This window comes from Actinomadura sp. NPDC049382 (assembly GCF_040677125.1).
Classification (GTDB): domain Bacteria; phylum Actinomycetota; class Actinomycetes; order Streptosporangiales; family Streptosporangiaceae; genus Spirillospora; species Spirillospora geliboluensis.
In genome coordinates this window covers 115,756-142,122 of the sequence record NZ_JBFARO010000003.1, presented here as the reverse complement: position 1 = coordinate 142,122, position 26,367 = coordinate 115,756, and the positions used below count along the sequence as shown (strand labels likewise).

The 26,367-nt window shown below is 73.3% G+C and carries 21 protein-coding genes; 9 read left to right on the top strand and 12 right to left on the bottom strand.

The features are described 5' to 3' along the window. Positions 1 to 56: 56 nt before the first annotated feature. From AB0K34_RS03195 to AB0K34_RS03185, 3 genes are all read left to right on the top strand, one after another. Positions 57 to 1,553: an SAM-dependent methyltransferase gene (locus tag AB0K34_RS03195; protein ID WP_301175721.1), complete on the top strand. Its 1,497-nt coding sequence runs from the start codon at positions 57 to 59 to the stop codon at positions 1,551 to 1,553. Positions 1,554 to 1,765: 212 nt separating this feature from the next. Then, positions 1,766 to 2,827, top strand: a complete 1,062-nt coding sequence (locus AB0K34_RS03190) for an LLM class flavin-dependent oxidoreductase (protein ID WP_138635773.1) — start codon at positions 1,766 to 1,768, stop codon at positions 2,825 to 2,827. Beyond that, positions 2,824 to 3,438 carry an NAD(P)H-dependent oxidoreductase gene (locus AB0K34_RS03185; RefSeq protein ID WP_138635772.1) on the top strand — a complete coding sequence of 205 codons (615 nt, stop codon included), beginning with the start codon at positions 2,824 to 2,826 and terminating at the stop codon, positions 3,436 to 3,438. The genes AB0K34_RS03190 and AB0K34_RS03185 overlap by 4 nt, the downstream gene beginning before the upstream one ends. Positions 3,439 to 3,451: 13 nt before the next feature. Here the strand turns inward: AB0K34_RS03185 and AB0K34_RS03180 are convergent, their stop codons facing one another. The 8 genes from AB0K34_RS03180 to AB0K34_RS03145 form a co-directional block, all read right to left on the bottom strand. After that, positions 3,452 to 4,663 carry a sulfurtransferase TusA family protein gene (locus AB0K34_RS03180; protein WP_138635771.1) on the bottom strand — a complete coding sequence of 404 codons (1,212 nt, stop codon included), beginning with the start codon at positions 4,661 to 4,663 and terminating at the stop codon, positions 3,452 to 3,454. Continuing rightward, positions 4,660 to 5,502, bottom strand: a complete 843-nt coding sequence (locus AB0K34_RS03175) for a PhnD/SsuA/transferrin family substrate-binding protein (RefSeq protein WP_138635770.1) — start codon at positions 5,500 to 5,502, stop codon at positions 4,660 to 4,662. Before AB0K34_RS03175 ends, AB0K34_RS03180 begins: the two co-directional genes overlap by 4 nt. 27 nt (positions 5,503 to 5,529) lie before the next feature. Further along, positions 5,530 to 6,654 carry an acyl-CoA dehydrogenase family protein gene (locus AB0K34_RS03170; protein ID WP_138635769.1) on the bottom strand — a complete coding sequence of 375 codons (1,125 nt, stop codon included), beginning with the start codon at positions 6,652 to 6,654 and terminating at the stop codon, positions 5,530 to 5,532. A gap of 161 nt (positions 6,655 to 6,815) precedes the next feature. Next, a complete protein-coding gene (gene senB / locus AB0K34_RS03165; RefSeq protein ID WP_138635768.1) occupies positions 6,816 to 7,793 on the bottom strand; it encodes a selenoneine biosynthesis selenosugar synthase SenB in 978 nt (325 codons plus the stop codon). Continuing rightward, positions 7,790 to 9,082, bottom strand: coding sequence for a selenoneine synthase SenA (senA, locus tag AB0K34_RS03160; RefSeq protein WP_171068927.1), 1,293 nt, complete (start codon positions 9,080 to 9,082; stop codon positions 7,790 to 7,792). The genes senB and senA overlap by 4 nt, the downstream gene beginning before the upstream one ends. A 229-nt stretch (positions 9,083 to 9,311) precedes the next feature. Then, positions 9,312 to 10,160 (bottom strand): M23 family metallopeptidase, encoded by an 849-nt coding sequence (locus AB0K34_RS03155; RefSeq protein ID WP_138635767.1) that lies wholly within the window; start codon positions 10,158 to 10,160, stop codon positions 9,312 to 9,314. Positions 10,161 to 10,180: 20 nt separating this feature from the next. Then, positions 10,181 to 10,687, bottom strand: a complete 507-nt coding sequence (locus AB0K34_RS03150; protein ID WP_138635766.1) for a helix-turn-helix domain-containing protein — start codon at positions 10,685 to 10,687, stop codon at positions 10,181 to 10,183. Between the two features lie 18 nt (positions 10,688 to 10,705). After that, on the bottom strand, positions 10,706 to 11,710 hold the full coding sequence (locus tag AB0K34_RS03145; protein ID WP_138635765.1) for a patatin-like phospholipase family protein: 1,005 nt from the start codon (positions 11,708 to 11,710) through the stop codon (positions 10,706 to 10,708). A 327-nt stretch (positions 11,711 to 12,037) separates the two neighbouring features. Here AB0K34_RS03145 and AB0K34_RS03140 point away from each other — a divergent pair, with 327 nt between their 5' ends. The 5 genes from AB0K34_RS03140 (at position 12,038) to AB0K34_RS03120 (ending at position 20,702) form a co-directional block, all read left to right on the top strand. Further along, positions 12,038 to 15,235: a glycosyl hydrolase 115 family protein gene (locus tag AB0K34_RS03140; protein WP_138635764.1), complete on the top strand. Its 3,198-nt coding sequence runs from the start codon at positions 12,038 to 12,040 to the stop codon at positions 15,233 to 15,235. Next, positions 15,232 to 16,602, top strand: coding sequence for an endo-1,4-beta-xylanase (locus AB0K34_RS03135; protein ID WP_138635763.1), 1,371 nt, complete (start codon positions 15,232 to 15,234; stop codon positions 16,600 to 16,602). The genes AB0K34_RS03140 and AB0K34_RS03135 overlap by 4 nt, the downstream gene beginning before the upstream one ends. Before the next feature lie 159 nt (positions 16,603 to 16,761). Next, positions 16,762 to 18,546 carry a glycoside hydrolase family 15 protein gene (locus AB0K34_RS03130; protein WP_138635762.1) on the top strand — a complete coding sequence of 595 codons (1,785 nt, stop codon included), beginning with the start codon at positions 16,762 to 16,764 and terminating at the stop codon, positions 18,544 to 18,546. 28 nt (positions 18,547 to 18,574) lie between these two features. Further along, complete coding sequence (locus tag AB0K34_RS03125) at positions 18,575 to 19,627, top strand: glucose 1-dehydrogenase (protein WP_138635761.1); 1,053 nt, start codon at positions 18,575 to 18,577, stop codon at positions 19,625 to 19,627. Between the two features lie 118 nt (positions 19,628 to 19,745). Next, positions 19,746 to 20,702, top strand: a complete 957-nt coding sequence (locus AB0K34_RS03120) for a DUF5954 family protein (protein WP_138635760.1) — start codon at positions 19,746 to 19,748, stop codon at positions 20,700 to 20,702. 24 nt (positions 20,703 to 20,726) lie between these two features. Here the strand turns inward: AB0K34_RS03120 and AB0K34_RS03115 are convergent, their stop codons facing one another. After that, complete coding sequence (locus tag AB0K34_RS03115; protein WP_301175719.1) at positions 20,727 to 21,092, bottom strand: hypothetical protein; 366 nt, start codon at positions 21,090 to 21,092, stop codon at positions 20,727 to 20,729. A 190-nt stretch (positions 21,093 to 21,282) separates the two neighbouring features. On the opposite strand from AB0K34_RS03115, the gene AB0K34_RS03110 reads away from it, so the two are divergent. Continuing rightward, positions 21,283 to 23,409: a tetratricopeptide repeat protein gene (locus tag AB0K34_RS03110; protein ID WP_138635758.1), complete on the top strand. Its 2,127-nt coding sequence runs from the start codon at positions 21,283 to 21,285 to the stop codon at positions 23,407 to 23,409. Here AB0K34_RS03110 and AB0K34_RS03105 read toward each other — a convergent pair. From AB0K34_RS03105 to AB0K34_RS03095, 3 genes are read right to left on the bottom strand one after another with little or no spacing between them, the layout of a single operon-like run. Next, positions 23,354 to 23,848: a hypothetical protein gene (locus tag AB0K34_RS03105; protein WP_171068926.1), complete on the bottom strand. Its 495-nt coding sequence runs from the start codon at positions 23,846 to 23,848 to the stop codon at positions 23,354 to 23,356. The genes AB0K34_RS03110 and AB0K34_RS03105 overlap by 56 nt on opposite strands. Then, a complete protein-coding gene (locus AB0K34_RS03100; RefSeq protein WP_138635756.1) occupies positions 23,848 to 25,083 on the bottom strand; it encodes a hypothetical protein in 1,236 nt (411 codons plus the stop codon). The genes AB0K34_RS03105 and AB0K34_RS03100 overlap by 1 nt, the downstream gene beginning before the upstream one ends. Beyond that, positions 25,080 to 26,222, bottom strand: coding sequence for a hypothetical protein (locus AB0K34_RS03095; protein ID WP_364544961.1), 1,143 nt, complete (start codon positions 26,220 to 26,222; stop codon positions 25,080 to 25,082). The genes AB0K34_RS03100 and AB0K34_RS03095 overlap by 4 nt, the downstream gene beginning before the upstream one ends. Positions 26,223 to 26,367: the final 145 nt, after the last annotated feature.

The window sequence follows — 26,367 nt, the reverse complement described above, 5'->3', positions numbered from 1 at the left end:
GTCGGGTCAGAGTCCGGGGCGCGCGAGGCGAATCCATCGGCGTCTTCCGGCCGCAGGTGCGCCGGCTGCTGGCGGTGCTGCTGGCCGAGGAGGGCCGGCCGGTCCCGGCGGGCGTGCTCGCGAGACGGCTGTGGGACCCGGCCGACGGCACGGACCCCGCCGCCGAGCTGGAGCGGGCGGTCGCCACCGCGCGGCGGGTCCTGCCGGACGGCCTCCTGGCCGCCGGGGACGGCGGGCTCCGGCTCCGGCTGGACGAGGGCGACCGGCTGGACCTGCGCGACTTCCGGGACCTGGCCGCGGACGTCCGGCGGACGCGCGGCTCCGACGCCGACTCGGCCGCCGCGAGCTGCCGGCGGGCGCTGGGGCTGTGGGCGGACCAGCCGCTGGGCGACCTTCCGTCCACCGCCGCGATGGAGCCGGTCCGGCGGGCGCTGCTCGGCGAGCGGAGCCAGGTCCGCGAGGAGCTGGCCGAGATCCTGCTCGCGCAGGGCGGGCACCGCGAGTTCATCGTCTCCGGACGGTCGTGGGCGGCGCAGGAGCCGGTGAACGAGCACCTGATCCGCCTGCTGATGCTCGCGCTGTACCGGGACGGCCGCGCCGCCGAGGCGCTGCGCCTCTACGAGAGGACGGCCGCGCTGCTGGAGCCCGCCGGGCCCGGCCCCGGGCTGCGGCGGATGGCCGCGCTGATCGGCCGCCGCGATCCGAAACTGGACTTCAGGCCCCGCCCGGCCCTGACCCCGCTGGCCCCCGACAAGGCGGCCGATCTGCGCATCGATCCCAGTACGGCATCGCCCGCCCGGATCTACGACTACTACCTCGGCGGCAAGGACAACTACGAGGTCGACCGGGCGGCGGCCGAGGCGATCATGAAGACCGTGCCGGAGGCGCCGGCCGCGGCCCGCGCCAACCGGGCGTTCCTGGCGAGGGCGGTCCGGTACCTGGCGGCGCAGGCCGGGATCCGGCAGTTCGTCGACGTCGGTGCGGGGCTGCCCACGCAGGGCAACGTGCACGAGATCGTCCACGATGTGTCGCCGGACGGGCACGTGGTCTACGTCGACAACGACCCGACGGTGCTCGTCCACGGCAGGGCCCTGCTGGAGGGCAGCCCCAACGTCGCGGTCATCCGCGGCGACCTGCGCCGCCCGGAGGAGATCATGGCCGACCCCCGGCTGGCCGAGCTGATCGACTTCACCGAGCCCGTGGGCCTGCTGCTGGTGGCGGTCCTGCACTTCATCCCGGACGGCGACGACCCGGCGGCGCTCGTCGCGCGCCTGGTCGAGCCGCTGCCGTCCGGCAGCCACGTGGTGGTCTCCCACGGTTACGAGGGAGGCATGGACCCCTCCGACGTCGAGCACGCCCTCGGCGTCCGGCGCCGGACGGCCGCGCCGATCTGCTCGCGCGGCCCCGAGCAGGTGGCCGCGCTCCTGACCGGGCTCGACATCCTGGACCCCGGCATCGTCTGGATCCCCGAATGGGGCCTGCCGCACCCGCCCGCGCCCACCGACGACCCGCAGCTCAGCCACTTCGTCGGCGGCGTCGCCCGCAAGCCCTGACGGTCAGGCGGCGCGGCGCTCCACCGTCGTCGGCAGGACGGTGAAGCCGCGCACGTCCCACGGGCGGCTCCTCACTCCCCCATGAGCCCAGCACATCCGGGTGGTCGTCGCGGTGACCGCTTGCGGCCAGCGTACGGCCGGGAATATCTGCCTGCGCAGATAACTTTCTACCGGACGCGCCGGGGACGCCCCGGCGGAGAGGAGACCGGACGATGGCTTTCGAGATCGGGATCATGACCTTCGGCGAGGTGACGGAGGACCCCGTCACCGGCGCCCCGCCGTCGCCGCGCGAGCGGGTGCGGGAGACGATCGAGCAGGCGAGGGTCGCCGACGAGGTCGGCCTGGACGTGTTCGGCGTCGGCGAGCACCACCGCTCCGACTTCGTCGGCTCGGCCCCGGCGATCCTGCTGGCGGCCGCCGCCGAGGCGACCGAGCGCATCCGGCTGACCAGCTCGGTCACCGTGCTCGGCTCGGAGGACCCGGTGCGCGTCTGGGAGCAGTTCGCGACGATCGACCTGCTCTCGGCCGGCCGCGCCGAGATCATCGCGGGCCGCGGCTCCTACACCGAGTCGTTCCCGCTGTTCGGCTACGACCTGCGCGACTACGGCGAGCTGTTCCGCGAGAAGCTCGACCTGCTGCTCCAGATCCGCGAGCGGAACCCGCTCACCTGGTCGGGGCGCTTCCGCGCCGCGCTGACCGACGCCGACATCGCGCCGCGCGCGGACGGCGGGACGCTCCCGATCTGGGTGGGCGTCGGCGGCTCGCCGGCGTCCGCGATCAGCACCGGGCGGCTCGGCCTGCCGATGGCGCTGGCCCTGCTGCTCGGGCCGATGACCTTCCACGAGCAGACCGTCGAGCTGTACCGCGCGTCCGCCGCCGAGGCGGGGCACGACGCCGCCGCGCTCCCGGTCAGCATCAACGTCCACGGCTACGTCGGACGGACGAGCCAGGAGGCCAGGGACACCATGTACCCCTACTTCGCCAAGGGGATGATGGACAACAACCACCAGCGGGGCCAGGGCATGCTGCTTCCGCGAGTGGCGTTCGATGCGCAGTCGTCGCCGCGCGCCGGCCTGCTGGTCGGCAGCCCGCAGGAGGTCATCGACAAGCTGCTCGGCTACCACGAGCTGTACGGCCTGAACCGCGCCATCATCCAGATGGGCTTCGGCGGGATGCCGCAGAGGGAGCACCTGGCGGCGATCGAGCGGCTCGGCACCGAGGTCGCGCCCGTCGTGCGGCGCGAGGTCGCCGCCAAGCGGAAGGAGGCGGCATGACCACCCCGACCATCGACGCGCGGCCGGACGCACCGGCGGCGGGAGGCACCGCGCTGCGGGTCGTCGTCGTCAACGGGAGCCCGAGCCGGTCATCGAAGACGCTGGGCCTCGTCGACGCCGTCCTCGGCACGCTGAAAGGGATGCTTCCCGTCGAGACGTCCCGGATCGACGTGTACCGCCTGGGTCCCGGGTTCACCGGGGCCGTCGAGCGGGACGACGTGACGCCCGAGGTCGAGGCCGCGCTCAAGCTCGCCGAGGACGCCGACTTCCTCATCACGGCGGTGCCGGTGTACCGGGGCTCCTACCCCGGCATGTTCAAGCACTTCTTCGACCTCGTCGACCAGTACGCGCTCGCCAACAAGCCCGTCCTGCTGGCGGCGACGGGCGGGGGCGACCACCACGCGCTCGTCCTGGACCATGCGCTCCGGCCGCTGTTCGCGTTCTTCCAGGCGCTGACGGTGCCGGTCGCGGTGTTCGCGTCCGCCGGTGACTTCGACGGGACCACGCTGCTCAACCCCCGCGTCTACGGCCGCATCGAGACGGGCCTCGCCGACGTCGCGGACCTGCTCCGATCCCGCGCGACCGGCGCGCGAGCCGCCCCGGCCGGCTGATCCCCCAGCGGGGTCACATGAAGTTGCGGGTGTGCAGGGCCGACAGGTCGGCGGCCTCGTCGGCGGGGAAGCCGAGGCGGACGAGGCGGTGCCGCCGCCCCTCGTCCATCTCGGTCTTCAGCTTCTGGACCTCGTCGTGGCCCCGGCCGACGTCCTCCGGCGCCCAGCCCCCGGCGGCGAGCAGGACCAGGGAGTCGAAGACGTCCTGGTTCAGCCCGGACGTCTCGACGAGGGCGTCGTGGCGGCGCTCGACGGCCGTCCGGAGCCTCGACCGGAGGGACGGGTCCAGCTCGGACTGGTGGTGCAGGTGCGCCACCCCGAAGGCGACGTGCCGGGCCTCGTCCTGCCGGGCCAGCCGCGTGACCTGGCGGGTGACCGGGTCGGGGGCGTGCCGGTCGAGGAACGTCAGCAGGTTGAGGAAGCTGCCCTCGCCCAGCACCGAGAGGAGGAACGACGCCAGGGAGAAGTCGGGCTCGGTGAGCAGGGTCGCGAGCGACTCGCGCCCGCTCGCCGACGAGGTGCCCATCTCGCCGCCGCGCAGCAGCGCGCGCCGGGTGAACACCTCCATGTGCCGGGCCTCGTCGGCGGCCTGCACCGCGAGGAGCTGGAGGACCTCGCGGAAGTGCGGGTGGATGCGGCCGAGCAGCCGCGCCGGGACGACCAGCGCCGCCTGCTCGTTCTCCACCAGGAACGTCATGACCTGGACGACCGCGCGCTCGATGTCGGCGGGCAGCTCGAAGGCGGCGCCCCAGTCGACGGCCTCCTCCGGGTCCCACTGGGACGACGCGGCGTGCGCGTAGAGGGACGGCGCCACGTCCGCCCAGACCAGGTCGCGGTCGGCCAGGTCGAAGCCGGGTTCGGGGCCGCCCGGCTCCACCAGGGCGCCGCGCGCCGCGAGGCCCCAGTGGGCCTTCGGCTCCTTCCGCACGCCGCCGGGGCGCGGGTCGCCGGCCCGCTCGGCGCCCGCCCAGCGGTCCAGGTCCGTCCGGCCGCGGACGACGTAGGCCCGGACGGGGTCGTCGCGGTCGCCGGGCCGGCGGACGCGGTGGCCCTGCGACCGGCACCAGCTCTCCAGGTGGACGGTCAGCGCCGGGTCGTGCCCGGTGACGGCGAGTTCCGCGCCCGGCGGCAGGTCGCGCAGGGCGCGCTGCACGAGCAGGTGCGCGCCCCGTTCGAAGCCGAGCCCGTCGAGCCGGACGACGGGCGCCCCGGCGTGCGGGTTCACGGCCGGTAGCCGGCGGCCGTGACCGCGCCTTCGGCGTCGTAGAAGCCGGCCTCGTCGACCGCCCGTTCGAGCGGCGGGTAGCCGGTCGTCCGGCCCGGCCGCCAGGCGGTCAGGCCCTCCAGGTCGAACAGGGGCCGGACCTTGGGGTCGGCGTACGACATCGAGAGCAGCAGCTCGCCGAACCGGTCGGCCTCCGGGCCGTCGCCGACCGTGAGGTTGCAGTGGTCGAACGGCGGCGTCTGCGCGATGACGCGGGTGCCGCCGGGCGGCAGCGTGCCCTCCCGTCCGAACAGCAGGTGGTTGCCGTCGATCATGCAGGCCGCCGCGACACGCCCGGCCATCAGCGCGCGGGCGGCGTCGCGCTCGCCGCCGATGTGGTCGCCGTGCAGCCCCACGCCGACGTCGAACCGGGTGACGGCCACGTCGTCGCCCGGCCGGACGCCGGACGCGCGCAGGAACGACAGCGGGATGAGGGTCGCCTGCGGCGAGTCGACCGCGCCGACCGCGATGGTCTCGCCCTTGAGGTCGGCCACGTCCTTGTAGGACGAGTCGCCGCGGACCACGACGACCGAGGTGAGGTCCTGGTCGGTGTCGCGCATGACCAGGGGCCGCAGGCGGCGGCCGCGCGCGGCGGCCGTCCGGTCGGCGCGGACCCAGGCGAGCGGCGAGTTCCACGCGCCGTCGATGCGCCCGGCGACGAGGTCCTCCACCTGCCGCTCGTAGTTGGAGTAGAGGACGAAGTCGAAGTCGAAGTCCTGGTCCCTCAACCAGGAGCGGAAACCGCCCCAGATGGTGACCACCTTGGGGTCGTAGGCGACGGCGCCCAGTACGAACGTCATCAGTTCCCTCCTCAGCGCGGTCTCGGCTCAGAGCAGGGCCATGCCGAGCCCTATCCGGCCGACGAAATCGTGGAGCGCCTCGGTGGTGGGCGCCATGACGCGGGCGGCCAGCGAATCGCGGAAGAGGCGCTCGACGCCGAAGTCCTTGCGGAACGCCGACCCGCCGCACAGCCGCATGACGCCGTCGGCGACGTCCGACGCGGCCTCCGCCGCCACCGCCTTCACCTGCAGCACGCGGAGCGTCGCGTCCTCGCGTCCCGTCTCGATGGCGGTGAGGGTGTCGTCGAGGAAGGCGCGGACCTGGTCGGCGCGGGTGCGCAGGCTCGCGTACCGGGCCCGGTGCATCGGCTGCTCGGCGAGCGTCTGGCCGAGGTGGTCGAGGCGGGTGCGGCCGAGGTGGTCGGCGGCCCGCGCGACGAGCGCGTCCATGAGGCCGAGCGAGAAGGCGGCGTTGAGCACCAGGAAGAACGGCAGTCCGGTCTGGAGCGCGATGTCGAGCCCGGCGCCGTCCGCGCCGAGCATGGCCTCGCGCGGGACGGGCACCGACTCGGCCGTCACCGGGTTGGAGCCGTTGCCGCGCAGCCCGAGCCCGTCGAACGGGCCGGAGACCGTGACGCCCGGCGCGCCGGCGGGCACCAGCCACAGGGTCATCGGGCCGTCCGCCTCCAGCGGGCGGCTCGACCAGACGTAGACGTCGGCCTCGCCGGACGAGGTCACCCAGCTCTTCCGCGCGTCCAGCCGGACCATGCCGTCGCCGTCCGCACTGGCCGAGCTCATCGGCGCCCAGAAGTGGCTGCGGGACCCGGCCTCGGAGAAGGCGAGCGTGCAGAGGCGCTCGTCGCGGGCGATGGCGCGGCGCGCCTCCGCGGGCCCGTGCGCCTCGATGATCGCCGTCGCGGCGTAGTGCATGAGCAGGACCATCGCGGTCGAGCCGCAGGTGCCGCCGAGCCGTTCGATCACGTGCGCCGCGGCGCGCAGCCCGGCGCCCCGGCCGCCCGTCTCGGCCGCGCTGACGAGCCCGAGGAGGCCGGCCTTGGCCAGCGCGTCCACGTTCGCGCGCGGGAACGTCCCGGTGCGGTCGACGTCGGCGGCCTGCGGGGCGATGGTGGCGTCGATGACTCCGCTCACGGCGCTCGCGTGGTCGTACGGCATCGAACCCGTCCTCTCTCTCGCGGCATTTCGCGTCGGTCACCGGCAGGCCGTCGAGCTCCCCGCCCCATGTCCGCCGAAAGTGTTACACGGCACCTTCCTGCCAAGGAGGTGACATTTTTAGTCCGGTGAATAGCGGCATATCTCGCTGGACCTCCTTATTGTCATTTGGTGAGCTGGTCAGGTCGGACGCCGAGTTCGGCGAGCAGCGCGGCGAACGCCCGCCGCTCCCTTGCCGGATCGACCAGCGGACGCAGCGCGGCGCAGTGCTCGCGGAGCCGGTCGTAGTAGCCGCCGAGGTTCCTCTCCGCCGCGTACAGGGCCGCCGCCAGCGCCTGCGCGTCCCCGGCCGGGAAGTAGCCGGGGTAGTCCTCGCCGAGCAGCCCGATCGAGCCGGGCACGGCCGAGGCGATGACCGGCACTCCCGCCGCGATCGCTTCGGACACCACGTTCGCGCCGCCCTCGTGCAGGGACGGCAGGACGAGCAGCCGCGCGCGCGCCAGGATCGCGAGGGCCTCGTCCCGGGGCACCGGCCCGAGCCAGTCGTAGCGGGGGTTGGCCGCGGACTCGGCGGCGAGGCGCTCGGCGAGCCGCCGGTCCCGGGCCTCACCGGCGTGCGTGACGAGGACGCGGGAGTCCGCCGGGAGCAGCCGCATCGCGGCGGCGGGACGCAGCGGGTCCTTCACCGGCCGGACGTGCGCCAGGAACGCCGCCTCGAAGCAGCCGGCGCGCGGCGGCCGGGGCGGGATCTCCGGGACGGACTGCACGATCACCCGGGCGCGTGCGGCGAGGTCCGGGCCGAGCCGATCGGGGCCGAGCCGCTGCAGGACGATCAGCCGCGCGGCCAGCGCGAGCACCTCGGGGTCCGTCCCGGCGGCGCGCGGATCGGGGTAGAGGTCCGTCCCGGTCAGCGCGATGATGATCGGGACGCCGGGGTGGTCGGCGTGGAACGCCCGGACGGCGGCGGCGCTCTTGCGGGCGTGCAGCGCGAAGAGGGCGGCGTACTCCCCGGCCGGCGAACCGTAGTCGGCGCGGGCCTCCACCCGGTGGCCGAGCCCGCGCAGGATCGCGGCCCAGCGCGCGGCCGACACGCCGTTGCCGGACGTGCTGCCCGGCGCGTGCGGCGTGACGAGCAGGATCACCCGGCGGCCGCGCAGGTGCGGAAGCCGCCGAGCACGTCCCGGCGGTCCGGCGGGAAGTAGTTCCGCATGGTGGTGCGCACGTACCGGCCGCGCGTGGCCCAGGAGCCGCCGCGCAGCACCTTGCGGCTGCCGAAGAACTGCTCGGAGTTCTCGAAGTAGGCGTCCCGCTCGAAGTTCGGGTAGCCGGTGAAGTCGCTCGCCGTCCACTCCCAAACGTTGCCGATCATGTGCCGGCACCCGGACGGGCTGTCCCCCGCCGCGCAGGACGCGACCTCGGCCGGGCCGAGCCCGCGCCAGTCCGTCGCGGCGGTCTCGGCGTCCGGCTCGCCGTCGCCCCACGGGTAGGCGCCGGTGCGCGAGCCGCCGGTGGCGGCGTACTCCCACTCCGCCTCGGTCGGCAGCCGCCGCCCCGCCCAGCGGCAGTAGGCGTCCGCCTCCCACCAGCAGACATGGGTGACGGGCAGGTGCGGCTCCAGGTCGAGCCAGGTGTCGAAGTGGCGGCGCCGCCAGCCCTCGGCGGCCGAGCCGCGCCAGTAGAGCGGGTGGGTCGCGCCGGTGGAGTCGAGCCAGGCGCCGCCGTCCGACCACCACCGGGCGTCGGCGTATCCGCCCGCTTCCACGAACTCGGCGAACTCCGCCTGTGTGACCGGCGCGCGCGCCATCGCGAACGGCGCCACCTCGACGCGGTGCGCCCACTTCTCGTTGTCGTACACGAACGGGTCGGACTGGAGGGCGCCCAGGATGAACGTCCCGCCGTCCACCTCGGCGTCGCCCGGCAGCGGACCGCCCGCGCCTTCCGGCGCCGGCGCGTCGGTGAGGCCGGGCAGGTGCGGCGCGGAGTACCCGAGGCCCTGCCGCGTGTACGTGAACGCCTCGGTGTGGGTGTCGTAGTGGTGGACGGTGTAGCGGGCGAAGTGCCGCACCACGTCGGTCGCGTCCGCGCGCATGACCTCCTCGGCCACCCGTCCGGCGACGGTGCGCATGTAGGACGCGGTCTCCTTGCGGGACGGCAGGACGAGCCGCCACCGGGTGTCGTGCGGGATCGCGCCGGAGTCGTAGAGGGCGTCCCCGAACGGCAGGATCGGGTCGTGCCCGCACGCGTCGCGGAGGACGAACTTCTCCTGGAACCAGGCGAGGTGGCCGATCTCCCAGAGCAGCGGGTTCACGGTCGGGAGCAGCGGCCCGATCAGCTGCTCGTCGTCGAGGTCCGCGACCAGCTGGAGGGCCCGTTCGCAGCCGTCGGCGACCCAGCCGGCCAGTTCCGCCTCGTCCGGGGGATGTGGCCGCACGCCGTTCTCCCATCGTGGAGGGATCGAGCCGAGAGCGATGTCCGGAATTCCAGTGAACTGAGGAGGATTATCCGGCGGGCCTATAGCGCCGTCAACAGCCGTTCACCCGCTGTGGACGGCCACGGAATGAGCTGATCGCCACAGGTCAGATAATTCTCACTACTGCGCTATTTGCAAGCTTTATTGGTGAGGGCCGAGCCGCGGACGGCCGCCTCCCTGCGCCCCCGGCTCAGCGGGCGGGCTCGGGGTCCCGCGCGGGAACGGTGAACGGCGCCCGGCCGCCGGGCACACCGGTCACCGTCCGGCCGCCGCCGCTCTCGTAGCGGAACGCGAACGGGATGCCGGCGGCGGCGAGGGGCCTCGGACGGTCCATCAGATGGAAGTGCAGGTGCGGCTCGGACGAGTTGCCGGAGTTGCCCACCTCGCCGAGGACGTCGCCCGCCCGGACCCGGTCGCCCTTGGAGACGCGCACGGACCCGCGCCGCAGGTGCGCGAACACCGCGTACACCCCGTCGCCGAGATCGAGGGTGACGGAGTTGCCGATGACGAACCGTCCGGCCGACAGGGTCAGCAGGGAGAGCACCTGCCGGAACACCACGCCCTCGACCATCAGGTAGACGAAGCCGGGCCAGGAGTTGCGGCTCCAGTGGTCGCGCTGCCGGCCGCCCGCCTGGACGACGACGCCGTCCGCCGGCGCGCGGACGTCCTGCCCGAACGCCGGGAACGTCTCCGGACGGGACGCGAGCGGCCGGTTCCGGAGCGGGCGCCATGGCTCCGCCGGGTCCGGGACGTGCACGAGGTCGATCGCGTACGTCTGGCCCAGCTCGTGCGTCCCGTGGCTCGGCACCTTGTCGGCCGGGCTGTTGACCGGCACCCAGCGGCCCCGGACCGGGGCGTCCACGACGACCGGCTCCCGGCCGGCGCGCCCGCCGGGCACGAAGACCAGCACGATCCCGGCCCCGATCAGGACGTACCCCGCGACGGCGAGCCGGTCGTCGCCGTGCAGGGACTCGGTGAAGGTGAGCAGCAGCCCGAGCAGGACCATCAGGGTGCGGAAGCGGGCGATCGTCCTGAGCATTGTCTTCTCCGTTCGGTCGGTCAGCGGCGCGCCGCGGCGAGCACGGCGAGCAGCGGCACCACCCGCTCGCCGGGGACGCTGTACTGCCCGCGCGCGGTGGTGCGCAGCCAGCCGGCCGCGACCAGCCGGCGCAGGTGGTGGTAGAGCTGGCCGGTCGTGCCGAGGCCCTCGTGGGCGGCGAGCTCGGCGGTGGTGCGGGCGCCGTGCAGGACCTCGCGGACCAGCAGCAGCCGCACCGGGTGCGCCAGCGCGCCCAGCGTGTCGGCGGCCTGCGCCCAGTCGTCGGCGAGCAGGTCGCCCGCCGGGTGTCCCTGCTGCCACTCGTAGTGCTCGCCGGACGGCAGCGTCACCGAGCCGGTGAACAGCACGGCGCCGGGGTCGGCGGCGCGCTCCTTCAGGCCGCGCAGCGCCCAGAAGGCGTCGTCGGCGTCCGGCGGTTCGGCGGCCTCCGGAGGACGGCCCTCCATGCGGGACACGCGCTCCTCCAGGCGGGCGACGCGGTCCGCCAGGCTCTCCTCCTCGGCCATGCCTCCAATACTACGTAATTACGTAACTTCCACAAATCCGCTGGACGACGCCGGGCGGGGGCGGTGCCGCGCCAGGTAGCCGGCGTGGTCCCAGTGGTCGAGGAAGCGGGCGGCGGCGTCCCGGCCGGCGGCGTACAGCTCCTCGCGGGCCCGCGCGTCCAGATCGAAGTCGGTCGCGAGGACGCCGTCGGTGCGGGCGAACATCGTGCGCGCGACGATGGCCGGCTCGTCCATCTGCACGCGGTCGTGCGCCTCCGCCATCGTCGAGATCAGCGCCCGCCCGTAGCCGACGGGGCCGCGGACGCGGTGCCACTGCCGGTACAGGCCGCCGGACGAGCGCGGCGCCGACAGCTTCACGCCGAACGTGGGCCAGCGGGGCTCGCGGTCGTCCCGGTCGAAGATGGTGATCGGGTAGTTGGACAGCATGCCGCCGTCCACCTGCACGCTCCTGCGGCCGTCCGCGCGGCGGACGCGGCACGGCCGGAAGAACACCGGGATGGACGCCGAGGCGCGCACGGCGTCGGCCACCGGCTGCTCGTCGGCGTCGAGGCCGTAGCGGTCGTAGTCCCACGGCAGCCGCACCATCCGGCCGCTGCTGACGTCCGACACCACGACGACCAGCTTGTAGGCGCGCTCGGGCGGCAGCGCCGAGCCGGGGTCGTGCAGCTTGAGCTGCCCGAACGTCTCCACGCCGCACTCGCGCAGCCGGGCGGCGATCCAGCTGTGCAGCGCGTCGCCCCGGTGCAGGCCGAGGGACGCGAGCAGCGACACGCCCCGGACGACGGCGAACCGCGAGCCGTCCTGGAAGGACCGGTAGTCGACCTCGCGCATGACCCGGACCATGTCCGGGACGGGCATCCCCGCGGCCAGCAGCGACCCGACGATCGCGCCGGCGGACGTCCCGGCGACGCGGGCGGGCGCGCCGAACCGGTAGCCCCGGTCCTGCATCTCCGCGATCGCGCCGACCAGCGCGATCCCCTTCACTCCACCGCCCTCGAGAACGAGGTCCGCGCAGCCGTTCATGGCGACTCTCCCTCCGCCGCGAAGAACGCGGCGACATGCGGCAGGGAACGAGAAGACCCCCCGATCCGGGTTCCACTTGCCCGACTCCTTAGTGATGCCCGCGGCGGACGCGCGGCAAGCCCGCCGCGACACGCGCCGAGACGGTCGGCGCCCGGTCCGAAAGATTTCGAAGGAACGATCACGGAAAGTCGTCGGCGTGCGGGCCCGCTGACCTTTGAAAGCCTGTGCAAGTGGTTGACGCTAGGTGCGCTTGGGGTTATTTTCCTGACTGATCTCGAAAAGCCAGCGAAAAGTTTCGAGAGCGCTCCCCCACTGAGGAGACCGCCGATGGGCAGATCCCCGCGGACGTGGAAAGTCCTCCTGACCCTGCTCCCCACCGTCGTCGCCTTCACCGCCGTGTCCGCGGCGGGGCGGCCCGCCGGTGCCGCCCCGGCGGGCCACGGCCGGACCGGCCCGGCCGATCCGGCGTCCTACATCTCCTTCCGCGACGGGCGCGGGCACTTCCCGCTCGTCGAGCGCGGCAGGGCCGCCCCGCTGCTGGTCAGCGGCGCCGACTTCCCCGGCGTGGTGCGGGTCGTCGGCGACCTGCAGTCCGACGTCGAGCGGGTGACCGGCGTGAAGCCGGAGGTCACGACGGTCACCGGCGGGGCGCCGTCCGGCCGGGACGTCGTCATCGTCGGCACGATCGGCAGGAGCCCGCTCATCGACGGCCTCGTCTCGTCCGGCAAGCTCGACGTGCGGGGCATCGCGGGCAAGTGGGAGACCTCGCTCGAACAGGTGGTGGAGAACCCGCTGCCGGGCGTCCGCCGCGCCTTCGTGATCGCCGGCAGCGACCAGCGCGGGACGATCTACGGCGCCTACGACGTGTCGCGGAGCATCGGCGTCTCGCCCTGGTACTTCTGGAACGACGTCCCGTCCGAGCACCGCCGCGCGCTGTACGTGAAGCCGGGCCGGCACTCGCAGGGCACGCCCGCGGTGAAGTACCGGGGCTTCTTCATCAACGACGAGAACCCGGCGCTGAACCGGTGGGCGCCGAAGTTCTTCGGGCCGGGCAAGGCGCCCGGCTTCCCCAACGGCTTCAACCACGCGTTCTACGCCAAGATCTTCGAGACCATGCTGCGGCTGAAGGCCAACTACCTGTGGCCGGCGGTGTGGGGGCGGGCGTTCGCCGAGGACGACCCGCTGAACCACGCGACCGCGAAGCAGTACGGCGTGGTGATGGGCACCTCCCACGAGGCGCCGATGATGCGCGGCATCGAGGAGTGGAACCGGCACGCCGTCCCGGCGCAGCGCGACCCTGACGGCACCATCGTCAAGCCGGGCCACGACCCGTACGGGGGCACCGGCGAGTGGAGCTACCGCCGCAACGCCGCCGCCATCGAGAAGTACTGGAAAGACGGCGTCCAGCGGATGGTCGACGAGGACTTCGAGGGCGTCGTCACCCTCGGCATGCGCGGGAACGGCGACGTCAGCCTGCCCGACGGGGACGGCATCGAGCTGATGCGCGGCATCATCGCCAAGGAGCGCGAGATCCTCGGTGACGTCACCGGGAAGGACCCGACAGCCACCCCGCAGGTGTGGACGCTTTACAAGGAGGTCCAGCGCTACTGGGACCGGGGCCTGCGCGTGCCCGACGACGTCACGGTGGTCTTCACCGACGACAACTGGGGCAACATGCGCAAGATGCCCGACCGGAGCCTGCCGGACCGCGCGGGCGGATACGGGCTCTACTACCACTTCGACTACGTCGGCGGCGGCCGCAACTACAAGTGGGTCGACACCGCGCAGCTCGGGAACACGTGGGAGCAGCTCCACCAGTCGTACCAGTACGGCATCCGCAATCTGTGGGTGGCGAACGTCGGCGACATGAAGGGCAACGAGCTGCCGCTCCAGTTCTTCCTCGACTACGCCTGGAACCCCGACAAGTGGCCGATGGAGAACCTCAAGGAATGGGAGCGGCAGTACGCCGCGCAGAACTTCGGCCCCGAGCACGCCGGCGAGATCGCCGAGGTCCTCGACACGTACGGAAACCTGCAAGCACTGCGGAAGCCGGAACTGCTCAACCGCCGCATCACCCTCGACCCGGACAAAGACCTGCCCACCGATTCCAGCGCGGTCGTCTACGACGACCAGCAGACGCCCTTCTACCTGAACCAGTACCGGGAGATGGCGACGCTCACCGCACGCTGGAAGCGGCTGGCGGCGCAGGCGGAACGGATACGCGAATGGCTGCCGAAGGAATACCAGGACGCCTACTACCAGCTCGTCCACTACCAGGTGAAGGCCACCGCGAACCTGTACGAGCTGCGCGAGGCGGAGTTCACCAACATCCTGTACGCGAAGCAGGGGCGGGCGGCCACCAACGACTACGCCGACCTCGCCGAGGCCCGCTTCGCCGACGACCAGGCGATGGCGAACCACTACAACACCGGGATCGCCGACGGGAAATGGGACGGCTTCCAGAGCCAGCCGCACATCGGCTACGGCGACGTCGAGCGGTACGGCCCGAACGCGCCCTGGCAGCAGCCCGAGCGCGACAACGTGGCACTGCCGGACGAGATCTTCCCGAAGCTGAAGCGCATCGAGGTCCCGGACGGCGCCGACATGGGCGTGGCCGTCGACGGCTCCGACGACTGGTGGCCGGCGGCGAAGTCCGCGGCCGTCCTGCCGGAGTTCAGCCCCTACCAGAGCGGCCCCGCGCAGTACATCGAGGTGTTCAACCGCGGGTCCGCCCCCTTCCCGTACAAGATCACACCCGCTGAGCCCTGGGTGCGGGTCACCCACGACCGGGGGCGGGTCGACAAGCAGGTCCGCGCCACCGTGTGGATCGACTGGTCGCGCGCACCGAAGGGGACCAGCCGCGTGCCCATCGAGGTCTCCGGGCCGGACGGGCGGAAGGTGACCGTCCAGGCCGTGGTCAAGAAGCCGTCGTCGTACCGCGCGCACGGGTTCGTCGAGGCCGGCGGCTACGTCTCGATGAACGCGGGCCATTACACCCGCGCGACCGACACGGCGGCGGCGCAGTGGAAGCGCGTCCCCGGAATCGGCCGTACGGACGCCGGAATGGAACCGTTCCCCGTCACCGCGCCCAGCCAGGAGCCCGGCAAGGGCCCGCGCCTCGAATACGACATGACGCTGACGACGACCGGCCCGGTGAAGGTCTGGGCCTACCTGTCGCCGCGCAACAGCGTCCTTTCCACCGAGGGCCTGAAATACGCCGTCTCGATCGACGACGAGCAACCGCAGATCGTGAACGTCACGACGCAGACCGGCGCCGACGACACCACCATGAACAAGCAGTGGGAGCGGAACACCTCCGACAACGTGAACCGCACGGTCACCACCCACACCATCACCGAATCGGGGACGCACACCCTGAAGTTCTGGATGGTCGACCCGACCGTCGTCCTGCAGAAGGTCGTGGTCGACACCGGAGGACTCAGGACCTCTTATCTCGGGCCCCCGGAAAGCCGTCGGGCCGGGTTTCGCTCAACCCCCGTCCTTCAAGGAGGAACGAAACCATGAGAAGAGCACTCAGCGCGGTGCTGGGAGCAGTGCCGCTGCTCCTCGCGATGCTGGTGGCCGTCGCGCTCCCCGCGTCGGCGGCCCCCGGCACGCTCGGGGAGGCGGCCGCGGCGAAGGGCCGCGTCTTCGGCACCGCCGCCGCCCAAGGCCACATGGGCGAGTCCGCCTACGTCACCACGCTCGACCGTGAGTTCAACCAGCTCACGCCCGAGAACGAGATGAAGTGGGAGACGACTGAGCCGTCCCGCGACTCGTTCAACTTCAGCGCGGCCGACCAGCTCGTCAGCCACGCGCAGGCGCAGGGCATGGCGATCCGCGGGCACACGCTCGTGTGGCACAGCCAGCTGCCGGGCTGGGTCAGCAACATCTCCAGCCGCGACGACCTGCTGAGCGTCATGCGGAACCACATCGCGAAGGAGGCCGGCCACTTCGCCGGGAAGGTCGACTACTGGGACGTCGTGAACGAAGCGTTCCAGGACGGTTCCGGCGCGCGCCGCGACTCGGTCTTCCAGCGGGTCATCGGCGACGGCTACATCGAGGAGGCGTTCCGGGCCGCACGGCAGGCCGACCCCAACGCCAAGCTCTGCTACAACGACTACAACATCGACGGCCAGAACGCGAAGAGCAATGCCGTCTACAACATGGTGCAGGACTTCAAGGCGCGTGGCGTTCCGATCGACTGCGTCGGGCTCCAGGCGCACCTGACGCTGGGCAACGTCCCGTCCGACATGCAGGCCAACATGCAGCGGTTCGCCGCCCTGGGCGTGGACGTCCACATCACCGAGCTGGACATCCGCATGAACACCCCGGCGGACAGCTCCAAGCTCGCCACCCAGGCGAACGACTACAAGAAGGTCGTCTCGGCCTGCCTCGCCGTGTCGCGGTGCAACGTCATCACCGTGTGGGGCATCACCGACAAGTACTCGTGGGTGCCCGACACGTTCCCCGGTGAGGGCGCGGCCCTGCTCTTCGACGACAACTACAACAAGAAGCCCGCCTACACCGCAGCCCTCGAAGCCCTCGGCGGCAGCGGGGACGACGGAGGCGGCGATGACGGAGGCGACGGCACCGTCACGTGCGCCTACACCCGCACCGCGCAGTGGAACAACGGCTTCAATGGCCAGGTCACCATCACCGCCGGCAGCAGCTCCGTCAGCTCCTGGACGGTCGTCATGACGATGAACTCCGGCCAGACCATCTCGGCCCTGTGGAACGGCACGCCGACGACGAGCGGCAACGTCGTGACCGTCAAGCCGGTGGCCTGGAACTCCACTCTGGCGGCGGGCACGTCCGCGTCGTTCGGCTTCACCGCCAGCGCGCCGAGCGGGAACGTCGCGAACCCGTCCATCACCTGCAGCGCTCCCTGATATCCCCCGCAACTCCCGGCACGGCGGCCGCTCCCATGCCGCCGTGCCGGCCCGTTTCCGGACAAGGGTCTTACCTGGGAACCTCTGCCGCTCCGGACATACATCCACTATCACGGGTAGGTCCGAGTAGGCGGTGAGGCGAAGGCAGGGGTGCGCGTTTTGGCACTGAGAATCGAGGACTACGGACTGCTGGGCGACACCCAGACGGCGGCTCTCGTCGGCAAGGACGGCTCGATCGACTGGCTGTGCCTGCCCCGGTTCGACTCCCCGGCCTGCTTCGCCGCCCTGCTGGGCGACGAGCGGGCCGGGTTCTGGCGGCTCGCGCCCGCGTCCGGCGGCCTGTGCACGCGGCGCCGCTACCGGGGCGACACGCTGATCCTGGAGAGCGAGTGGGACACCCCGGACGGCACCGTCCGGGTCATCGACTTCATGCCGCCGCGCGGCGAGGCCGCCGACATCGTCCGGATCGTGGAGGGCGTGAGCGGGCGGGTCCCGATGCGCACCGAACTGCGGCTGCGCTTCGACTACGGGCGGATCGTCCCGTGGGTGCGGCACCGCGAGGGCGAGCGCAACGCGATCGCGGGCCCGGACGCGGCCTGGCTGAACACGCCCGTCCGGATGGAGGGGCGCAACCTCGCGACCTACGCCGACTTCGCCGTGCCGGCGGGCGAGCGGGTGCCGTTCGTCCTGACGTACAAGCCGTCGCACCTGCCGCGCCCGAAGGCCGTCGAAGCCGAGCGGGCGCTCACCGACACGGAGCTGTTCTGGTCGGACTGGATGGGCGAGTACTCCTACGAGGGCCGCTGGGACGCGGCGGTCCGCCGGTCGCTGATCACGCTGAAGGCGCTCACCTACGCGCCGACCGGCGGCATCGTCGCCGCCGCGACCACGTCCCTGCCGGAGCAGCTCGGCGGGCCGCGCAACTGGGACTACCGGTTCTGCTGGCTGCGGGACGCGACGTTCACGCTGCAGGCGCTGCTCGGCACCGGGTTCGTCGCGGAGGCCAAGGCGTGGCGGGAGTGGCTGCTGCGCGCGGTCGCCGGCGACCCCGCCGACCTGCAGATCATGTACGGCATCGACGGGACGCGGCGGCTCCCCGAGTTCGAGCTGGACTGGCTGGCGGGCTACGAGGGGTCGTCGCCGGTCCGGGTCGGCAACGCCGCGTCCGACCAGTTCCAGCTCGACACCTGGGGCGAGGTGCTGGAGGGCCTGCACCTCGCCCGGACCACGCGCATCGAGACGGACCACAACGCCTGGGACATGCAGCTCGCCCTGATGGACTTCCTCGAAGGGCACTGGAGCGACCCCGACAACAGCCTGTGGGAGGTGCGCGGCGAGCGGCGCCACTTCGTCCACTCCAAGGTGCTCGCGTGGGCCGGCGTCGACCGCATGGTGCAGGGCGTCGAGCGGTACGGCATGGAAGGGCCGGTCGACAGGTGGCGGGCGCTGCGCGAGGAGATCCACGCCGACGTGTGCGCCAAGGGCTTCGACGCCGACCGGGGCACGTTCACCCAGTTCTACGGGTCGCGCGGGCTGGACGCGGCGCTGCTGCTGATCCCGCAGGTCGGTTTCCTGCCGTGGGACGACCCGCGGGTGATCGGCACGGTCGACGAGGTGATGCGCGAGCTGTACCGGGACGGGTTCGTCCTCCGCTACGACACGGCCGCCGACGGCGGCGGCGTGGACGGGCTGCCCGGCGACGAGGGCGCGTTCCTGGCGTGCACGTTCTGGCTGGCGGACACGCTGCACGGCATCGGCCGCACCGAGCAGGCGACGGAGCTGTTCGAGCGGCTGCTCGGCCTGCGCAACGACCTCGGGCTGCTGAGCGAGGAGTACGACACCCGCGCCGGGCGGCAGGTCGGCAACACCCCGCAGGCGTACTCGCACGTCGGGCTCGTCAACACGGCGCGGCGGCTGAGCGGCACCGAAAGGCGCCCGTCGTGACCCTGGAACTCGCGGAAGGAGAAGCGCCATGCGCGCCTTGACCGTCGTGCCGGAGAAGTCCGGCTCGCTGGCCGTCACCGACGTCCCCGACCCCGAGCCCGGGGAGGGCGACCTGCTGGTCGACGGGCTCGCGGTGGGGGTGTGCGGCACCGACCGGGAGATCGCCGCCGGGGACTACGGCGCGGCGCCGCCCGGCCGCGAGCGGCTGGTGCTCGGGCACGAGTCGCTCGGCCGGGTGCGGGAGGCCCCGTCCGGCGGCGGCTTCTCCCCCGGCGACCTGGTCGTCGGCGTGGTCCGGCGCCCCGACCCGGAACCGTGCGGGGCGTGCGCGCACGGCGAGTTCGACATGTGCCGCAACGGCCGGTACACCGAGCGCGGCATCAAGGAGCTCGACGGGTTCGCGAGCCGCGCGTGGCGGATCGAAGCCGACTACGCCGTCCGGCTGGACCCGCGGCTCGCCGAGGTCGGCGTGCTGATGGAGCCGACCACGATCGTCGCGAAGGCGTGGGACCAGATCGAGAAGGTCGGCGGGCGGGCCTGGTTCGAGCCGCGCCGGGTGCTGGTGACGGGCGCCGGGCCGATCGGGCTGCTCGCCGCGCTGCTGGGCGTGCAGCGCGGGCTGGACGTGCACGTCCTGGACCGGGTGGCGGACGGCCCGAAGCCGCGGCTCGTCGCCGACCTCGGCGCTACCTACCACCACGAGGGCCTGGCGGAGGCGGTGCGCGGCGGCCCGCCGGACGTGGTGATCGAGGCGACCGGGGTGTCCCAGCTGGTGCTCGGCGCGATGGCGAACAACGCCGCGTACGGGATCGTGTGCCTGACCGGGGTGTCGCCGTCCGGGCGGGCGCTGGAGGTCGACGCGGGCGCGCTCAACCGCGAGATCGTGCTGGAGAACGACGCGATCTTCGGGTCGGTGAACGCGAACCTGCGCCACTACGCGGCGGCGGCGCGGGCCCTCGCCGAGGCCGACCTCGGCTGGCTGGGCCGGCTGATCTCCCGGCGCGTCCCGCTGGAGGAGTACGAGGCGGCCTTCACCTCCCATCCCGACGATGTGAAGGTCGTCATCGACCTGGAAGAGTGATCGCCGGAAAAAACTGCGGGCAGAAAGGCGGTCAATTCCGTGCAAGGTCGGCGGCGCCCGTCCGGCAATGCGGGAAAAGCCGTGCGGGGGCGGCGGCCGTCCGGTCAGGATGCGGGTCATGGCCTTCGCGTTGATGCGCGGGTACGACCACATCAACGTGGTGGCCCGCCTCGATCCGGTCGCGGCGGTGCGCGACCGGGAACTCGGCGAGCGGATTCTGCGCTATCCGAAGATCTTTCCCGCCGGCGCCCCCGACTTCGGGCACGCGGTGCAGCGCGGGGACGCGTGGCGCATCGGCGCGCTCGGCTGCGACGACCCGGCCGCGGCCCGCTACGGCCTCGCCATGGACCTGCGGACGGCGGCCGGCGCCGAACCGGACCGGGCGACCGCGGCGGCCATGCGCGCGGCGGCCGACCGGCTCGACCCGGAGGAGGGCGAGCAGCTCGCCAAGGACGAGTGGGAGATCGGCGACCGCCGCTACCGGATCGTCCGGGTCGAGAAGTTCATCCAGTTCGGTGACCGGGTGCTGGAGCCGCCCCGGTCCACCGACGCCGACCTCGCCGCCGACGGCCTGCTGCGCGACCACCCGATCGACCCGGCGGCGCCGTGCGGGCAGTGGGAGGCGCAGCTGCGGCTGAACCTCGTCGCGTTCATGCCGGTCATCGGGTCGGTCCCGGACATCGTCCGGACGGAGGCGCGGCACGCGATCCAGGCGCATCCGGGGGTGGTGGTGCTGCCGCCCACGTTCATCGTGGTGGAGCTCGACGGCGACTCCTGGGCGCCGCTCACCGGCGGCGACGACCCCGACGAGGCGCGCGAGCGGCTGGCCGGGCACTTCACCGGCCTGCTGCCGCGGCTCCGCGAGTTCAGCGGCGACCCGCCGTCGGCCGCGGAGCTCGCCGAGTGGGAGGCGATGGCGGCCGACATCCGGGCCACGCCCGGCCACGCGTTCAGCGTCCGCGGCCGGGAGTTCCGCACGGTCCGGGTGGCCCGCATGCTCCGCCTCGGCCGCGACGGCCCCGAGTCGCCGCGCCCGTCCGACCAGGAGCGCTACGGCCTCACAGCCGACGCCTGACCACACCGCAAGGGCGGCGCCGCGTCACCCGATGTTCAGATCACCGTGCACATCACGAAGCTGAACCACCCTCCCCGCCTGACCGTTGAGGACGTTGACCACGCCGTCGCCCGTCGCGGCGGCGTTCGTCTGCGCCTGGTTCCACAGGTTCCGCGCCTCCGCCTCGAACCCGGCGTCACCGGCCATGAGGGCGGCGACGGCGGACGTGAGGGCCGCGACCCGCTCCGGCGTCGGGTCGTCGGCGGCCCGCGCCAGGACCGCCTCGTCGGACGGGCGGCCCCGGAAGCGCTCGCGGACCCGGCGGGACAGCTCGGCGACGGCGGCCCGGACCGGCTCCCCGGCCACCTCGACGGCCTTGCCCGCCATGGCGGTGGCGATGGCGACGGTCATCGGATCTGTCACCCCCACAGTTCACCACGCCCGGACGACACCGACAATCGCCATTCTGACCAGCTCTCGATAAAAGGCATGACCAAAATAGCAAATACTGTCCGTTGTTATTTATAAACAGGGCATCCAGGTACGTTAACCATAAAGCGGGGCGATCGACGCACCACTGAGGCAATGGGATGGATCGAACGTGCAGTCTCCCGACGAACGGGACCGGTGGACCAACGAACTGACGGGGAGGATAGCGGGTTCCAGCGTCCAGGCCGGATCCATCGCGGGCGGTGTGCACATCACCGCGCCCGGTGCGGCGCCGCTGCCCGCCCCCGCCCAGCTGCCACCGCCCGGGCTGTTCGCCAACCGGCGCGCCGAGCTGCGCCGCCTCGCGGCGCTCGCGGAACGGCCGGGGTCGGGGCCCGTGGTCCTCACCGGCCCCGGCGGCGTCGGCAAGACCACGCTGGCGCTGCACTGGCTGCACGAGATCAAGGACGACTACGACGGGCAGCTCTTCATCGACCTGCGCGGCTTCTCCGGCGGCGAGCCGCTGCCGCCCGACGAACCGCTGGAACGCTTCCTGCGCGCCCTCGGCGCGGCGCCCGAGCACATCCCGGCGGGCGCCGACGAGCAGTCCGCGCTGTTCCGCTCCATGACCACGGGCCGCCGCCTGGTCATCATGCTCGACAACGCCGTCTCGGCGGCGCAGGTCCGCCCGCTGCTGCCCGGGGCCGGGCCCGCGCTCGTCGTCGTCACCTCCCGCCACCGGCTGACCGGGCTCGTGGTGGACGGCGCCCGGTTCCTGGACGTCGACCCGCTCGGCGAGCCGGGGGCGCTGGAACTGCTGGAGCGGCTGATCGGCGCGGAACGGATCGGCGCGGAACGCGAGCACGCCCGCTCGCTGGTCACGCTGTGCGGCACGCTGCCGCTGGCGGTCTGCGCGTCCGGGGCCCGGCTCGCGGCACGGCGCCGCTGGCCGATCGCCCGCGCCGTGGCCGAACTGGGCGACGAGGCGCGGCGGCTCGCGGCGCTGCGCACCGGGGAGGGGGACATCTCGGTGGGCGCGGTCTTCAACACCTCCTACCAGGCGCTCGACGAGGAGCACGCCGCCGCCTACCGGCTGCTCGGCGTCCATCCGGGCCCCGATCTCGGCACCGCCGCCGCGGCCGCCCTCATCGGCACGGACGAGGAGCACGCGGCGCGGCTCCTGGACGGCCTGGTCGACGCCAGCCTGCTGCAGGAGCGCCCGGACGACCGGTACGGCTTCCACGACCTCGTCCGCCTGCACGCGCGGGACCCGTCCCTCGCGCCGGCGGCGGACCGCGCGGCCGGCTTCGCCCGCCTCGCCGACTGGTACCTGGCGGCCGCCGTCGCCGCCGACCGCACCCTGATGCCGGGGCGCTGGCACCTCGGCGAGCGGTACACGGCGCCGCCGGACGACCGGTTCGCGTCCCGCGCGGAGGCCCTGGACTGGCTCGACCTGGAGCGCCCGAACCTGGCGGCGGTCGCGCAGGAGGCGCACGACACCGGGCTGCACGCCGTCGCCTGGCAGCTCGCCGAGGCGATGTGGCCGCTGTTCCTGCAGCGCAGGAACTACCCGTCCTGGATCCGGATGTACGAGCTGGGGCACGCCGCCGCCGAGTCCTGCGGAGACGTCAAGGCCCAGGCGCGGATGCTGGAAGGGCTCGGGGTCGTCCGCCTCAACTTGCAGGACTTCGACACGGCGACGGGCCACTACGAGGCCGCTCTCGCCTTGGAGCGGCAAGCCGGTCACCGGCTCGGCGAGGGATCGGCGCTCGAAGGGCTCGGCGTCGCGGCACTCGCCACCGGCGACCCGTCCCGCGCGATCGAACTGTTCACCCAGGCTCGGAACGTGCACGTCGACCAGGCGCGTCCCCGCGGGATCGCGCTGATGGACCGGCACATCGGCGAGGCGCTCAGCATCGCCGGCCGGCACGACGAGGCGGAGGCGACGCTGACCGGCGTCCTGGAGAGGTTCGACCGGCACGACGAGCCGTACCACCACGCGCGGACGCTCACCTGCCTCGGCCAGGCCCGGCTGCGGGCCGACCGCCCGGCCGAGGCCGCCGCCGCCCTCCGCGAGTCGCACGAGGTCGCGCGGGAGATGGACGCCCCGCACGTCGAGGCGGGCGCGCTGCGCGAGCTCGCCCGGATCGCCGAGCACCTGGACGACCCGGCGGCCGAGCGCCTGCTGCTGGAACAGGCGCTCGGCATCTACACCGCGCTGGGCTCGCCGCACGCGGCGGAGGTCAGCGAGCGGCTCGCCGATCTCCCCACCGCGCCGACCGGCGATGCCGCACCCTGACCACCGTGACCGTGTTCTCGCGGACGAGGGTGAGCCGGTCGAGCGCGGCCGGCGCCCCGCCCGTCACGAGCCAGGCGTGCAGGGCGGACGCGAAGGCGGCCGCGTCGTCCACCGTGCACGTCCCGCCCAGCATCGGGTCGAGCCGTGCCTGCACTTCGTTGGCCGCCAGCAGACAACCCCGCTCGGTGACGGTCACCGCGACCAGGCATCCCGGATGGGCCGCCAGGAGCTGGGCGGGATCCCCCGCCGCAGCGACGATCACGTCCGCAGCGGCCAGCCAGGCGCGTGACCTCTCCTCCGGCCCGGCCACAAGGTGCTCGTCGCAGGGCGGCGGCTCGGCGGCGTCGGCGAGCGCGGGCCGCAGGGTCAGCGTGCGCCCGCCGATGAGGACGCGCTCCGGCCCTGGCAGGCCGTCCCAGACTCGTACCACGGTGGCCATCACGCCGCCCGCAGGGTGCAGGAGACCGGCAGCGGGACCGGCTCGACGTCCGGCGGGCGGTCGCGGTCCGGCAGCCGCAGCAGCCGGTACATCTCCCCGCGGATGAGCCGGGCCGCCTCCCCCGGGCGGGAGCTGATGTCGCTCCTGATCGCGGCGTGGACCCGTCCGGTGAACGCGTGCGCCGCCTCCTCCACCTGGGGCGCCAGCGGACGGCTCCAGTCGACGCGCGGCGCGAGCGCGCCGAGTCGGGCGACATGGGTTCCCGGCGCCACGGCGTCCTCCGGGAAGGCGCCCAGCAGCACCGGTACCCCGATCGCGGCGCCGTAGCAGGTGACGGACCCGTGGTCGCCCACCACCACGTCGGCCGCGACCAGTCCGGCGCGCCACCCCTCCTCGGGTGGGAACAGCCGCACGCCGAGCCGCAGGCAGTCCGCGTGCCAGGCGAGCACCTGGCGTCTGCCGTGGTACGCCCAGACGTGCGGGTGCAGCGCCGCCACGATCTGGTACCGGTCGCGCGGCAGCTCGGCCGCGAGGCGCAGCAACGGGTCGGGTCGGCTGCCGAGAAGGGAGTCCTCGTTCCAGGTGGAGCTCACGAAGACGAGCCGGCGGCCGGGTCGCACCCCGAGCGCGCGGCGGTACACCCTGCGGTAGGGCAGGCTCGCCACCAGCCGGTCCAGGCAGGGGTCTCCGGCGGCGAACGCCACCGGGCACGCCTCGGGACACTCGCGTTCGAGCATCTCCAGGTGCCGGTCGTGCGCAAGGACGATCGAGGACGGCACGACCCGTCCCGCGACGACGAGCCGCTCCCTGATCAGCCCGGTGACCGGACGTGCGGCGGCCGGTCCCGCGCCGCGGAGGCGGGCGAGCAACTTGCCGGGGCCTGCGCCGTGCAACACGGTCATGACCGGGCCGTGCAGGTTCTCCAGCATCCCGTTGCTCGCCGCCACGACGAGGTCCCACCTGGTCGAGACGGCCTGCCGCCACGGCAGGACGAGCCCGCCGAGGTCCCGCAGGTGCCCGTCCAGGCCACCGGTGAAGACCGACGCCGGCGAGGCCGTGTACGCGACGGCGACGCGCCGGTCGGACTCCAGCAGCGGCATGACGTCGGCGAGGCGTGTCGCCGCGGTCAGATGGTGCGCGACGGCGAGCACCGCCCGCGCCGCCGGGACTGTCGCTCCCCTGAGCGCGTCGAGCCCGAACGGGCCCGGCACCCATCCGTCCACCGGGAGGTTCATCGCACCCCTCCTTGGCACGCTTGGTCGGCCGGGCAGCCGATGCGGAACGGCGGCGAGACCGGGTCCGCCACGGGGATCGTGGCGGGCTGCGGCAGCCGGAGCAGGCCGTACATAAGGCTGCGCATGTTGCGGTCGAACCGTCCGGGCTCGGAGGTGATCCGGCCGAGGACGGGCCGGACCCGCTCGGGCCGCCACCGCGCCGCCGCCTCGGTCAGCTGCGGACGGATCGGCCGGTGCGCGGCCAGCCGGACGGCGAGGAGGCGCAGCGCGTCCCCCGGCGGCGGCCCGGTGATGAGCACCGGGACGCCGATGACCGTCCCGTAGCGGGTGACGGGGCCCGGTGGCCCGAGGATCCAGTCGGCGGCGACGAGAGCGGCCCGCCAGTCCGCCTCGGGCGGCATGAGGCTCAGCCCCGCGCTCAGGTGACCGGCGAGGCCCGGCGGCCCGTTCAGGCACCGGTCGCCGCGCGGCTCCGGAACGCCGAGGACGTGGTAGCGGTCGGGCGACAGTTCGGTGAGCAGCCGATGCAGGATGTCCGGCGACCGGCGGCACGCGCACGGACCGGCGCCCCCGGTCGCGGGCAGGGCCACCACGACGAGGCCGCGCCGCCCGCCGACGCCGAGGGCGCGGCGGTAGAAGTCGCGCAGCGGCAGGCTCGCCACCAGGCGGTCGTGGTCGGAGTCCCCCACCACGACGGCGCGGCCGGGCGCGGCGTCCGGAGGGCGGTCCAGGTGGTGAGCGTAGGTGAACACGGTCGGTGCGGGCCGGTGTGCGACCTCCGCCGGGATGGTGCCCGGCAGTGCGATGAGCGGCGCACCCGGTGGGCGCGCGGGCACGCGGTGCGCGGTGACGACCAGGCCGACGTCGCCGTCCGCGAGTTCAGACCAGGGCAGCGGTGCGGCGCCCGCGTCTTTGAGCATCACCTCCACGGCGGTCGAGGACGGCCCGGGGGCCGCCGCGAAGAGCACGCGCAGCCGCGGGTCGGTCCCCGCGAGCCGCGCCACGTCCAGTGCGGGCTGCCCCGGTACGGGCGAGCCCACCACAACCAGCACGGTGCGCCGGTCCCCCAGCCGTCCCCACCAGCCGGGGTCGAACCCGGTCAGGGCCCGACGCCATTCGAAGCCGGTCATTGCGGTCAACGAACCCCCTTTGACCTCGGATGCGATCATCCGTCCCTCCGTCGCAGATCGAATTGACCTGCTCTCCGGAATCGAGTGTCGATCGGGGAGCTTGACGAAAACTTGCAATCGTCCTGACTCGGTGAGTAGTGAGACCGCCGTCAAG